The sequence below is a fragment of the Wolbachia endosymbiont (group B) of Parapoynx stratiotata genome, assembly GCF_947250635.1.
Taxonomy (GTDB): Bacteria; Pseudomonadota; Alphaproteobacteria; order Rickettsiales; family Anaplasmataceae; genus Wolbachia.
Genome location: NZ_OX366335.1, coordinates 1,468,484 through 1,482,179 on the forward strand (window position 1 = coordinate 1,468,484; position 13,696 = coordinate 1,482,179).

Here is a 13,696-nt window from a genome sequence, read left to right on the forward strand (position 1 = left end):
GTCTAAGCTCTTTCTATGGGTGAAATCGGAAACTTAGCTTTAAGTCCTTTGTAGATGCCACGGAACTAAGTAGCAATCCTATACATATTAAGCTCGCAGCAGTTGTGCTTCCGCCATAGGATAGAAATGGAAGTGGGTCACCTATTATAGGTAAGAAGCCTATTGTCATTCCAATGTTTATAAAGAAATGAGCACTAAAAAAGGCAAAAACCCCGATAGATATTAACTTAGAAAAGTAATTTTTTGACCTGTAAGCAATGGAGAATATTATAGCAAGCAATGTGGTATAGAGTAAAACCAAAGTCATGCTGCCTAAAAAACCCCATTCCTCACTCAGTACCGCAAAAGCAAAATCTGTTCGTTTCTCTGGCAAAAATCCAAGTTGAGTTTGACTTCCATTAATAAATCCCTTACCAAACAAACCTCCTGAACCAATAGCTATTTGAGATTGCTGTGCATTATAACCTATTCCAAGTGGATCTACTGATGAATCCAAAAATGATAATATCCTTTGCTTGTGATAAGGGCGCAAAAAAGGCCAAATAGCTGGTATTGCGAAAATGCCAAGAGTTCCAAAAATTATTAAATGAGGTCTCTCCATTATTGCTGTGAATATGATTGATGCTCCTATAAACAATATTATTACAGCTGTTCCTAAATTAGGTTGCTTCAATACAAGGAATACAGGTAAGAAAATAATTATAAGTGGCTTAAATAAGCTTTGAAATTTCATCATTTTATACACACTTTGTTTATTAAAATAACAAGCAAGTGCAAGTATTAAGCCCACTTTTACAAATTCTGATGGTTGTAAACTAATTGACCCAATTCTTATCCATCTCGTTGCACCCATTATATGCGAGCCAAAAAAATTTACTGCTAACAGCGCAATTACTGCTGCTATGTAAAAAAAATAAGCGTGCTTCAAATAAAAATCTAGCTCTATAAATGACATAGCTATAGCAAGCAAAAGGAAGAAAGAGAATATGACCAATTGGTGAATTGCAAATGGAGCCCACTTTCCTCCAGCAGAAGAATATTGAACAACAATGCCAACGCAAAACAGAGCTATTACGTTCATGACTAATAATAAGTGAATCTTCTTCAGCTTATCCACAGCGAAAACTTTACAGACTTTTAGATACAATAAAACATAAGAAAATCAAAAAGCAAATTTATTAATTACCAACCGAATTGGATTACTATATATCCCAGTTATTACCGTTAAAATTGCCATAAATAATAGACAAAAGAGCATAAGCAATGGTACCTCATTAAGTGTCATTCCAGCGTTTGATGCTGTACTGTTTTCAAAATACATTTTCTCAACCATTTTCCAAATGTATACTAATGCAAAAAAAGAGCTAACAGCAAAAACCATCAGAGAGACCCATGCACGAGATTCAAGAATTGCTTGCATCATATACCACTTACTTACAAAGCCATTTGTCAAGGGTACACCGATTAATGCTAAACTAAATAGAGTAAATGCAAGTGTTGTATAGGGCATTGACTTTTTTAGTCCTGATAAATTTTCTATTTTTGTCATACCAACCTTATAAGAAATACACCCTGCAACCATGAATAAAGACGTTTTTATCATGCTATGATTTACTATGTGAAGAACTGCTGAAAACAAACCTGATTTTGAATTTAAACCCAGCATTAAAAGTATATAGCCAATCTGACTGATACTGGAGTGAGCAAACAGTCTTTTTATATCTTTTTCGATTATTGCAGATATTGATCCAAATACAATAGCGCAAAGTGCGAGGATAATTATCACATTATGCAGTGGTAAGAAAAAATTTTGCTGAAAAACAGTGTAAAAGATTCTGATAAAAACATATATCATCACTTTTGTCACTGTGCCTGAAAAGAATATGCTAATGAAACTAGGTGCTTCGCTATATGCGTTAACCAGCCATCTGCTGAGTGGAAATAGTGCCATTTTGATTGAGAGACCAACAAAAATGAATAATGTACCAAGTCTTATGATGTTATTATCGTATAATGGTACTATTCTTTCAGCCATGTCAGACATGTTGAGCGTTCCGGTCATAGAGTATAAAAGGCCGATGCCAAACAAGTAAAATGTTGCTCCTACAGTACCACTAATGAGGTATTCAAATGCTGCAACTAAAGCTTTCTTATCCCTTCCCATTGAAACTAAAACATAAGAAGAAAGAGATGAAATTTCTAAAAAGACATAAAGGTTGAATATGTCATTTGTGACTAAAATCCCAAGTAGTCCACTTAAGCACAGTAAAAATAGAGAATAAAAACCTGTGATTTTGTTTTTGCTAATCTCTTTTTCATTAATATCAAAGCTATAAAGCACACTAATCAGCGCTATAAAATTCACCAAAGTTAGAATCAAGGAGTTCAATATGTCGATTCTCAACTCTATTCCGTACGGAGGAGACCAATCTCCAAGATAATAAGTTATAATTTCACCATTGTATGTTTTCATTAGCAACGTTAATGAAATAAAGAAAGTAGCTGCCGTTGCAAAAAAAGAGATAAACCAGGACACCCTATGTTTCTTGGTAAGAAAGCAAAACATTGATGCAATTATCGGTATAATAACTTGTAGAATTGGTAATTGCATTAAACTGTTGTTAATACATCGTTAAAGTATTAGTATATATAATACTTTTTGTTTTAACACCTTTATGTTGTCTAAAATTTATAATGCAGTAACGAGCCTATTACGGAGAGAAGGTGAACTTATAGGAAGGGACGAAAACGGAAATTCTTACTATGAATCAAGTGAAGGAAAAAGATGGGTAATATATGGCAATGTTTCTGAGCCTACAACAATTCCTCCAGAATGGCATATATGGATGCATTATACTGATAATGCAGTACCAGTTAATAATAACAAAAGAAAAACTCCTAATTTAACGGGTATAAAAGATGCATACTACCCAAACCAAAAGGTGAAAAACTACTATGAAAGCTGGAATCCTAATAACTGAAGATGCGAAGGTCAAATATACTTGAAATAACTGCTGGGTCATTTGTATTAATTTTCACTATTTTTCTTGTCTTCTTCGCTATTAATAAGCTATCTTACATCAAGAAAAACTATAAGGATTGCTATAAAATACATGGCCTTTTTACTGATGCTAACGGTGTAGGGGTTGGTGATAGTGTCAAGATCTCTGGTGTAGAAATCGGAAGCATAACTGGTGTATCGCTTGACAAAGCTACCTACATAGCACGAATCGATATGTGCATAAGCAGAGACATAAAGTTGCCAATTGATAGCTCAGCTCTAATCGCTAGCAGTGGGGTTGTTGGTAGTAAATTTGTTAATATATCACCTGGTGCAGATCCTAAATTAATTTCACACGGTGGTAAAATAGCGCATACTCAAGCTGGAGCAAATATGGGTGGAATAGTGGATAAAATTATTGGCATGTTTACAAAGTGAGAATAAGAACACATAAGCCAACTTGGCCTATGTACAATTAAGGGATTTTTCTATCAATAGCTTGAAGTTGTTCAGCGTTTGAATTATCAAGATTTCTGCTAGGTTTTACATTCCTAATAATCTCAACAAATGCTTGTACTTTCAGTATAGGAGTGTTTTTTCTTACGTACTTAGGGAAGTGTTAAATAAACTGTGTCAAACCGAGAAGTAAAGTAATAAATTGATAAAAAAATGGAGGTTTGACAATGAGTCAAGCAAACAGAACTACCGGTTTGGTAGACTATAAAGAATTAGAAACAAATATCTTATCATCTATACGAGAAGGAAGACCATTGACGGAAAGAGATGGAGCATTAACACCATTTATAAAAAAACTGCTAGAGGGAAGGCGAGATAGAAAACCATTTGTCGGCTGAAAGCGAAGAAAACAACCGAAGAAATTCAAAGACTTTACGGACAAGTATTTGAACTATTGACACCAGGAGATAGAGAAGGAAGTTTCGAGCCACAAGTAGTCAGAAAAAGGCAAACAACCGAACTTGAAGCAAAGGTTTTAAGTACATATGCCAGTGGCATGGGATATAGCATCGCATGTAGAAGAAATATAAAATATCTGCAGCAGAGATATCAAGTATTACTGACAAATTGTTACTGGTAATCAACGAATGGCGCAGTCGTCCGCTGCAATCTGTATATCCAATAGTGTTCATGGTTTTTTAAGGTCAAGGAGGACGGGCATTGTGTAAGCAAATGTATGTATAACATATTAGCAAAATGGCAGAAAAGAAGTTTTAGGCTTTTATATAGCAGAAAGTGAGGGAGCTAACTTTTGGCTAGGGATGTTAAATGACTTAAAAGAGAAAGGAGTAGAAGATATCCTGATTGTATGTGTTAAAAAGCTTTCCTAAAGCAATAAACAGTGTATTTCCTAAAGCAGAAATGTATAGTACATCAGATAAGAAATTCACTGAAATATGTATCGAGCAAAAGTTTTCATGAATGATTTGAAAAAAACATATCAAGTAGAGAAATTGCCGAGAATTATTTACTTGAACTGGAGGAAAAATAGGGAGATGGTATGAATAAGTATTGCTTGGTTGGAAGCAAGAGAAGATAATGACTTCTCAGAGTGGATAGGTGGCAGGTTGGATGTTTTTCTGAAGCACTTTCTGCCCAGGGAGTAGAAAGAAGACTTCGTGGGGGAGATTAACTGCCCCTGCCACCGAAAATCATCGTGAGGCTCACAAAATGTGATGACCTCGTATAGGAGTTTGGAACAACCGGCAATATTCTACTCTGATATATTGAAATATGCAATTGGAGGAAAAAATATGCGTCACATTGGAGTCGATTTACATACCAATAGTTTTACTGTTTGTTACTTACAAGAAGGGAAACCTGAGCATATTCAAACGTTTCGCTTAAAAGACTTGGATAATTTCACCAAAGATCTTATATGTTAAAAACAAGTCTTTATAAGTATTAAGAAGTAGTAATATAAAGATGTATAGAGAAGAGGAACCGTCATAGATCTTGGTCATAAGGGACCGTATTGGAGCAAGGTTCTCTTCTCTGTTTATATACTGAATAGTTCCGAACAACTGATTGAGTTTTTAGGCTCGTATATAAGGGTGGAAAATGCAGTATTATATTATTCTTACGGAGGAATTATGAATTCATCAAATATCATTGCTGGCATTGATGTTAGCAAAAATAAGCTAGATATCCACATTCATCCACTTGGACATTATAAAGTATTTGAAAATGACGTTCAAGCTATTGATCAAATACTCGACTTTTTACGTTTGCATAATGTAACCAAAGTTGGACTTGAAGCAACTGGTGGGTACGAAAAATTATGTGCTTATACTTTACTAAGCCATGGTTTCGAAGTATATGTTATTCAACCTAGATGGGTTAGAGATTATGCAAAAAGCCTTGGTATCGCTACTAAAACTGATAAAATAGACTGCAGCATCATCTCACGTTATATCAATAATACAGATATGCGTGTTACTCCTTTAAAGGTTAGTAATATTGACAGTTTGAAGCAAAAGTTATCTCGCAGAAATCAATTAGTGGAAATGGCAAAAATACAAAAAACTCAAGCTCATCAAGTAACTGATATATCCATAATCAAACAAATGGAAGAACTACTTGCCATTTTGCAAAGTCAAATTCAAGTTTTAGAAGACGAGATGATAACATTGATTGAGCAAAGTCAAGAGCTTAAAGAAAAATACATATCAATAACTAGTATGCCAGGAGCAGGTAGAATCTTAGCTATTACTATGATCTGTTATCTACCAGAATTAGGAACTCTCCGACATAAAGAAATATCTAGCCTTTCTGGAGTTGCACCTTTTAATCGAGATAGTGGTTTTAGTAAAGGAAAAAGATGTATTCAAGGTGGTAGATCACAGATTAGAACAGTTTTACATATGTGTGTTCTTAGTGCACAAAAGTACAATTCTTATATAAGAATCTTCTTTGATAGGCTATACGATCAATACAAAAAACCATATAAAGTTGCTTCTACTGCTGCCATGAGAAAATTACTTATCCTTGCTAACTCTTTAATCAGAGATGGCAGGGTTTTTACTGAGGAATATAGCCCTAAAGCTGCTTAGATTGAAAATTAGTGTAGTTGTGGATAAGTGCGCTTACACAGACTGAAAGCACTTATCCACATCCACACTTCTTAAAAGAATTCAAATCAAATACTACAACTTAAATTACGTAAAATGTGTTAAAAGCATCTTTGGCTTTATAGTCCACTAAGTAAAAATTTATTTTTAGTATTTTTCTATTGACTTTTAACACAACTGCTTCAAGAAACAGATGAAGTAGCCATAGAGGCAACAGGTAACAGCTGTTTCTTTTATGATGCAGTTTCACCTTACGTTAAACGCATAGTAATAATTGCTCCTGGGCAGTTTGAAGTTGTTCGTCGCTCTGTGAACAAAACAGATAAGCATGATGCACGAGCTATTGCTTTCTTTCTCAGCAAAGATATGTTGCCTGAGGCAAGGTGCAAAAACAAACAATGCCAGCAGTTAGCTTCTCTTCTTCAAATGAGAGATCAGTTAGTAAAGTCACGGGTATCTTTAATCAATAAAGTTCATGGTCTTTTTAATTACCATGGAATAAAAATTAAAAAAGAAGTACTTACAACTAAAGTAGGATTTGAACGTGCTACTCAAAAGCATAATTGGGATCCTTTAGAAAAAGTTGAAATTGAAGTGATTAGCTATCATTTAGAAGCTATCCGAGAAAGCCTTAAAAAGCTTGAAAAGGAAATTATAGCTTTCGCTAAACAACTTCCTGGGTTCAGCAATCTTATCAGCATAAAGGGAATAGGTCCAATTTCTGCAGCTGTTTTTATTGTAACAATCGGAGACATTAATGATTTCCGTAGACCTGAGAAACTTACTGCATATTTTGGAGTTGTACCAAGAGTTTCTCAATCTAATCAGCAATGTACAATTGGAAGAATTACCAAACGAGGGTCAAAAATAGCGCGTACTTCTTTAGTTCAATGTACTTGGATTGCTGTACGTTACAGTCCTTACTTGAAAAGCTTTTATGAACATATAAAAAAGAAGCGTGATTCTGCTAAGGCTATAACTGCTACTGCTAGAAAATTTCTTATAACTATTTTCTACACTCTTAAAAATAACTGGGTTTTTAAAGATTTTACAAAATTTGAAATTTCTACTGGACAATAATCATAGGAGCAGTTGTGTTAAAAGTCAATAGAAAAATACTAAAAATAAATTTTTACTTAGTGGACTATAAAGCCAAAGATGCTTTTAACACATTTTACGTAATTTAAGTTGTAGTATTTGATTTGAATTCTTTTAAGAAGTGTGGATGTGGATAAGTGCTTTCAGTCTGTGTAAGCGCACTTATCCACAACTACACTAATTTTCAATCTAAGCAGCTTTAGGGCTATATTCCTCAGTAAAAACCCTGCCATCTCTGATTAAAGAGTTAGCAAGGATAAGTAATTTTCTCATGGCAGCAGTAGAAGCAACTTTATATGGTTTTTTGTATTGATCGTATAGCCTATCAAAGAAGATTCTTATATAAGAATTGTACTTTTGTGCACTAAGAACACACATATGTAAAACTGTTCTAATCTGTGATCTACCACCTTGAATACATCTTTTTCCTTTACTAAAACCACTATCTCGATTAAAAGGTGCAACTCCAGAAAGGCTAGATATTTCTTTATGTCGGAGAGTTCCTAATTCTGGTAGATAACAGATCATAGTAATAGCTAAGATTCTACCTGCTCCTGGCATACTAGTTATTGATATGTATTTTTCTTTAAGCTCTTGACTTTGCTCAATCAATGTTATCATCTCGTCTTCTAAAACTTGAATTTGACTTTGCAAAATGGCAAGTAGTTCTTCCATTTGTTTGATTATGGATATATCAGTTACTTGATGAGCTTGAGTTTTTTGTATTTTTGCCATTTCCACTAATTGATTTCTGCGAGATAACTTTTGCTTCAAACTGTCAATATTACTAACCTTTAAAGGAGTAACACGCATATCTGTATTATTGATATAACGTGAGATGATGCTGCAGTCTATTTTATCAGTTTTAGTAGCGATACCAAGGCTTTTTGCATAATCTCTAACCCATCTAGGTTGAATAACATATACTTCGAAACCATGGCTTAGTAAAGTATAAGCACATAATTTTTCGTACCCACCAGTTGCTTCAAGTCCAACTTTGGTTACATTATGCAAACGTAAAAAGTCGAGTATTTGATCAATAGCTTGAACGTCATTTTCAAATACTTTATAATGTCCAAGTGGATGAATGTGGATATCTAGCTTATTTTTGCTAACATCAATGCCAGCAATGATATTTGATGAATTCATAATTCCTCCGTAAGAATAATATAATACTGCATTTTCCACCCTTATATACGAGCCTAAAAACTCAATCAGTTGTTCGGAACTATTCAGTATATAAACAGAGAAGAGAACCTTGCTCCAATACGGTCCCTTATGACCAAGATCTATGACGGTTCCTCTTCTCTATACATCTTTATATTACTACTTCTTAATACTTATAAAGACTTGTTTTTAACATATAAGATTTATATGATGAAATTGTATCTGGATGACAGTGTCTGGGTACACAACTGTACGAACATTGTGGTAATTTGCGTAGTAAATGGTGTCATCCCAATTTTAAAAGGCCGCCATGCAAGTAGCCCCTTCAATGTCGTGCAAGTAGCTCCTTCGATGTCATTCCAGTACTAGTATTTCATCTGGATTCCAGCATCAAGTGCTGGAATGACATGGCGGACAAGTAGCTCTCTCTCTTCATCCCAGTCTGGAATCCAGGAGTATAAAAATGGTGAATAAAATTTATGTAAAAAAACTGCTTGTGCTAGTAGTTGATTCTTAATATACTCATTACATAATAATTTAATTTAGAGGTTGATATGCATGGCAATAATGATCCAAATAAAAAAGTACCTGATTCAGGGAGAACAAGGATTGATAAAAAATACCTAGATCCAAAGAGAATAGATAACTTCAGCGATATGATTAAGCGTGAACAAGAACGAATGAAGCAAAATCAATCCAGTAGTAGTAAGAGTGGTCAGGGCACCAGTAGGAGTGGTAAGTAATTATGTTAATTAATTAGAGAGGTGGTATTATGCCTAATAAAAGTGAAATAAATCGAGAATTAGTAAAAGCATTTAATAGTATTCTTCGTTTCAGTAATGCTGTTGTTACTAATTTTACTGTAAAGGACGATCATATTGTTATCTCGCTTGATAATAATATGACTCGTGATCGGCGCATAAAGTACCTGAGCAGTATGAAAGAAAAAATAATACAAAGATTTTGTCCGGATGAAAGTATTCTTGATGATAATTTTTATACAAAGTTTTTTCCTTTTAACTTTGATCAAGGGAAATCGGCTGAAGATAATAAATTTTTGGTGCCAATGAGGAAAGAGGTGGTTTCTAATCTAAAGTTTTTGCTAGCCCATGAACTCGCGCGATTTGCAACAGATCTTATTAAAGAGCAAGAAAAAGAAGACAAAAAATCGGAACTAGGTTGTGAGAATCTATCAGATGATATAGAGGAGGAGATAGAAAATCATGTAGATTATAATATAATTGATGAAGTCTTTAATAAGGGATCTTATCTATATGGTGCGGAGTGTGTTGATAGAAATTTGCAACGTTCTTTTGTAAATTTGCTTTCATCGGGAATAAAAGGTTATGAAAATGGTCCTAAAAAAACTAAGGATTTTTTAGAAGAGAAAGGAAATTATGTATATCTAAAGAAAAGCATTTTTGATAATCCTAAGCTCATTAAAGACATAGCAAAGGATAAAGTATCCTTGAAGTGTCGTGATTTGGAAGTTTCAAGTACCGAAGATGAAATGAATGACACTCTGAAGCGCGCAATTGTTGATTTAATTTGTAAGGCACTACCGCACCTACCAATTGATTCTATGTGGCATACTTCCCATAAAGAAAGTAAAGATGAGTATTCAATTTTGGCTCCTATTTTTGATTGTGGTAATTACATAGAGTTTTTAAATGAAAAAGAAGTTGATCATATTAATAATAAGGTGTTTGGTGGTACAAAAGTATTGCGTGATGTAAAAGATGATATTGCAGAAAGAGGTCTGCCAACATATGGTGCCGAACAAATATATGCAATAGATTTTGCTAACCCAGACATTGCTTACTGTGTGATGGATAAGATCATGGAGAGCTCTGTAATCAATGAGGATTATAAACTGTCCATTGATCCTGCACGTGTGCCAGCTATGAAACCACAAACTCTTGCCCCTTCTGAAGAAAAAGTAGGGACAGATGGACCAAGTGCAGATAGTGGTTTTGGTGATTCACCTAAGAATTCAGTTATAGGTAAATCACATAATGGAAACTCGAGCAAATTCCTTAGGCCCGACTACTATGGTGAAGGTAAAGGTGGGGATGATGCTTCGGCTAAAGATAGTGGCTTTGGCCCTTCTTCAGCACGATCTTCTCTTAATAAGCCCAAAACAACATTTAACCAACCTTCTATATCACAGCCTGACCAATGTTCTGCAAAAAAGCAGACATCAACTAATAAAAAATCAATTTGCTCTATTTCATAGCTAAAGAAAATTAGACTATTTGAGGACGAATTGTGAATGAAAGGTTATGTATCCGTTTAGATGCATGTGAGACCAGTGCTTTCTTTCTTGTTATACAAGTAGCTGACACTGGGATCACACTTGATTATGCAAGAAATCTAATGTTAAAAAACTCACAGTTATCCTAGTACTGCTTTATTATCTGCAGTCTTTTCAGGTTTGACGGAATTCAATTGAGAATCAATAGCAACAACTCCTTCTATCAATTTAGCCTGTTTATAGTCTTGACTTAGGAAATATATAGACAGTCCAACTGCTATTCCAGCAACAAGAGCAGATACTGCGAGTGCGCATAATATAATAGTCATTGAAGGGACTAAAGCACCACCAACACCGAGTCCAATGCCAAGAAAAACGCCAGGTATAATGCCAATCAAACTATTACATCTAGCACTTTCTTTTTTCGATTGAGCTTGGTCTTTCATACATTCGATGAGTAATTTTTTTATATCTCCTTGAGCTAAATCTAATGGGATTTTCTCTTCTTTATTCTTTATCAAAGGGCTTGCACCATATGTCAAAAGGGCTTCTATTGCTTTAGTGTTATTACTTATAACAGCTTGGTGTAATAATGTATTTCTACTTTGATCTCGAAAATTGATCAATCTGTCGAAATACTGAGGATTAGAAAGTATACTCACAGCTTCATCTAAAATCTTCATCACGTCTTGAAATGATAATTTCTCTTTTTTCTCAGATATTGCACTATCGTGTTTAATACAGTAGTGCAAAATAAGATACACCATATCTTTTCTTATATCTACAGGATCCTCTATAGATAAAGCTAATTTAAATAACCCCTTGTCAATAGGTATTTCGATATTTTTATCAAGAAATGCCTTCAATTGTCCAATTTTTTCTTGATACTTTATCTTTTGCCTACAGAAGATTTCAAGTAAAGTAGTCATACCATCTCCTTATTCTAATTATATCAATAATATAATAAATTCTAATAAAAGTCAGATTTTTAATTAAAAAGTTAATATAGTTTATTAGCAATTCCTACAAATGTCAAATAAATTCAAATAACATCAAAAAAAACTCACAGGGTCAACATCTATTGTTACTTCAATATTTGAACTCAAGTTACAGCAATGTTTCAGCTTTTTCTTTATGAATAGACTATGGTTATTGTATATTTTTAGTAACACTCTATACCGATATTTATTGTTTAAAAAATTTATTGCTGCTGGTGATGGGCCAAAAATTTCAAATTCTTTCAATGTCAAGTGCTGAGAGGTAGTTGAAAATTGATTATGCAAAAAGTTTGTTATCTCATTTGCTGCTTTCTGCGTTGCAAATTGATCCTTACCACAAACTATAAGCGCTATTAGCCTACTAAATGGGGGCATTTTAGCTTTGCGTCTTGACTCAAGTTCAATTTCATAAAACAAATCCCTTTTTTGCTGCTGCAATGCTTTTATTATCAAACTTTCAGGATTATTAGTTTGCACTATTACCGTTCCTTTTTCGTTGAACCTCCCAGATCTACCCGCAACTTGATGCAATAATTGATACGTCTTTTCTGCTGCCCTGAGGTCAGAATTTTCAAGGCCTAAATCTGCGTTTATCACTCCAACCAAAGTTAACTTAGGGAAATTATGCCCTTTAGCAATCACTTGTGTACCGATTATAATATTCACTTCTTCTTTGAGCACTGAGTCAATTACGTTACCAAGCGACTTCTGATCGCTGCTGATAATTGCAGTTTTTGCATTTGGTATTAATTTCACTATTTCTTCAACTAACCTTTCAATTCCCACACCATAAAGGAGCAATGACTGCTCACTTTGACAATTGGAGCATTTTTCTGGAAGTTTTAATTGATAAGAACAGTGATGGCATAAAAGGACATTCTTTTTCTTGTGGTACGTAAGCCATACAGTGCAATTTGAGCAGGAAATTTTATATCCACATTTTTTACAAACTGCAAGTTGCGCATACCCCCTGCGGTTTAGAAAGAGCATAACTTGCTGTTTTTTCTCTATGGTTTGTTTTATCCCTTCGAAAAGCTCATTTGAAATCCATTGTTTATTATTCACTACTTTTATGTGCGGCAACTCTGCACCACCGAATCGTTCGGTTAGCTTTACATGGTTGTAATTCCCTTTTTTAACATGATAAATTGTTTCAAGCAGCGGAGTAGCGGATGATAAAATAATCGGAATATTTTCGAGCTTGGCTAAGATAATGGCCATATCTCGAGCATTATATATAATTCCTTGTTCCTGTTTAAAGGATGAGTCATGCTCTTCATCGACGATGATTAATTTTAGGTTTTTATAAGGTAAAAAAAGTGCTGACCTTGCCCCAATAATTATCTGCGCACTTCCATTTGCTATATTAAGCCAATTATTTCGGCGAGCTTTGGGAGTAAGTCCTGAATGCCACTCAGCTATATTGCCAGATATCTGACTGTGAACACGATTTACTAATTGTGAAGTTAGGACAATTTCTGGCAGAAGGATCAGGACTTGTGCATCGTTTACGATTTCAATTAACCTTGCAATCACAGAGAGATAAACTTCCGTTTTTCCAGACCCGGTTTCACCGTCAAGCAAAGTCACTGAATACTCATTCAAATTACTTATTATCTTATCGCGAGCTGCTTGCTGCTCAGGGTTTAATTGGCAATCTATTTCACTTATTTCTTGCTTTTGCTTAGTGCAAACTAACTTATCTATTTGATTTACCTTTAACACTCCTCCCATTATCACTTTTGCAAGCATACCAATAGGTATTACATTATACTGCGCAACCCACTCTGCAAATTCGATCAGTTTTGGTCTGATGCTCGGTAAATCGACCTTTTGTTCAATAAATTTTAATTCTCGATCGCTTTTGCTACTTTCTCTCCAAACTATTCCAATCAAACGCTTTCTGCCAAACGGCACCACTACGTAATCTCCAATTGAAACTTCAGTATCTTCCTCAACTACATATGAAAATAGCTGATCAATTGGAAGTGGCAGTAATACGTCAACTGTTTTTGTCATAAGTTAGCGCTGTTTTTAGATACATAGAGAAGCCTTAATGCTTTTTTCATAGTACACAATTTATAATCATAAA

The 13,696-nt window shown here is 34.4% G+C and carries 10 protein-coding genes and 3 pseudogenes; 8 read left to right on the forward strand and 5 right to left on the reverse strand.

What is annotated here, in order from left to right; all coding sequences use genetic code 11:
- Positions 1 to 13 precede the first annotated feature (13 nt).
- Together rodA and OOT12_RS06890 are read right to left on the reverse strand one after the other, a co-directional pair.
- Positions 14 to 1,117 (reverse strand): rod shape-determining protein RodA, encoded by a 1,104-nt coding sequence (gene rodA, locus OOT12_RS06885; RefSeq protein WP_264376531.1) that lies wholly within the window; start codon positions 1,115 to 1,117, stop codon positions 14 to 16.
- A gap of 45 nt (positions 1,118 to 1,162) precedes the next feature.
- A complete protein-coding gene (locus OOT12_RS06890) occupies positions 1,163 to 2,611 on the reverse strand; it encodes a proton-conducting transporter transmembrane domain-containing protein (protein WP_264376530.1) in 1,449 nt (482 codons plus the stop codon).
- 64 nt (positions 2,612 to 2,675) lie between these two features.
- Here OOT12_RS06890 and OOT12_RS06895 point away from each other — a divergent pair, with 64 nt between their 5' ends.
- From OOT12_RS06895 to OOT12_RS06920, 6 genes and pseudogenes are all read left to right on the forward strand, one after another.
- On the forward strand, positions 2,676 to 2,981 hold the full coding sequence (locus tag OOT12_RS06895) for an NADH-ubiquinone oxidoreductase subunit NDUFA12 family protein (RefSeq protein WP_264685272.1): 306 nt from the start codon (positions 2,676 to 2,678) through the stop codon (positions 2,979 to 2,981).
- A gap of 2 nt (positions 2,982 to 2,983) precedes the next feature.
- Positions 2,984 to 3,439 (forward strand): outer membrane lipid asymmetry maintenance protein MlaD, encoded by a 456-nt coding sequence (mlaD, locus tag OOT12_RS06900; RefSeq protein ID WP_264375168.1) that lies wholly within the window; start codon positions 2,984 to 2,986, stop codon positions 3,437 to 3,439.
- Positions 3,440 to 3,684: 245 nt separating this feature from the next.
- Positions 3,685 to 4,505 (forward strand): annotated as a pseudogene (locus tag OOT12_RS06905) (IS256 family transposase); the annotation flags it as partial.
- Positions 4,506 to 4,770: 265 nt separating this feature from the next.
- Positions 4,771 to 4,893: pseudogene (locus OOT12_RS06910) on the forward strand (IS110 family transposase); the annotation flags it as partial.
- A gap of 216 nt (positions 4,894 to 5,109) precedes the next feature.
- Positions 5,110 to 6,069: an IS110 family RNA-guided transposase gene (locus tag OOT12_RS06915; RefSeq protein WP_264688607.1), complete on the forward strand. Its 960-nt coding sequence runs from the start codon at positions 5,110 to 5,112 to the stop codon at positions 6,067 to 6,069.
- Positions 6,070 to 6,267: 198 nt separating this feature from the next.
- Positions 6,268 to 7,167, forward strand: a pseudogene (locus OOT12_RS06920) (IS110 family RNA-guided transposase); the annotation flags it as partial.
- Positions 7,168 to 7,374: 207 nt separating this feature from the next.
- Here OOT12_RS06920 and OOT12_RS06925 read toward each other — a convergent pair.
- A complete protein-coding gene (locus tag OOT12_RS06925; protein WP_264688607.1) occupies positions 7,375 to 8,334 on the reverse strand; it encodes an IS110 family RNA-guided transposase in 960 nt (319 codons plus the stop codon).
- Positions 8,335 to 8,906: 572 nt separating this feature from the next.
- On the opposite strand from OOT12_RS06925, the gene OOT12_RS06930 reads away from it, so the two are divergent.
- A complete protein-coding gene (locus tag OOT12_RS06930; protein ID WP_264375222.1) occupies positions 8,907 to 9,095 on the forward strand; it encodes a hypothetical protein in 189 nt (62 codons plus the stop codon).
- 29 nt (positions 9,096 to 9,124) lie between these two features.
- A complete protein-coding gene (locus OOT12_RS06935) occupies positions 9,125 to 10,588 on the forward strand; it encodes a hypothetical protein (RefSeq protein ID WP_264375223.1) in 1,464 nt (487 codons plus the stop codon).
- Between the two features lie 158 nt (positions 10,589 to 10,746).
- Here OOT12_RS06935 and OOT12_RS06940 read toward each other — a convergent pair whose 3' ends face one another.
- Together OOT12_RS06940 and priA are read right to left on the reverse strand one after the other, a co-directional pair.
- Positions 10,747 to 11,535 carry an ankyrin repeat domain-containing protein gene (locus OOT12_RS06940; protein ID WP_264375224.1) on the reverse strand — a complete coding sequence of 263 codons (789 nt, stop codon included), beginning with the start codon at positions 11,533 to 11,535 and terminating at the stop codon, positions 10,747 to 10,749.
- A 123-nt stretch (positions 11,536 to 11,658) separates the two neighbouring features.
- The gene (priA, locus tag OOT12_RS06945; RefSeq protein WP_264375225.1) at positions 11,659 to 13,623 is read right to left on the reverse strand and encodes a replication restart helicase PriA; all 1,965 of its coding nucleotides are present in this window, start codon (positions 13,621 to 13,623) and stop codon (positions 11,659 to 11,661) included.
- Between the last annotated feature and the right edge of the window lie 73 nt (positions 13,624 to 13,696).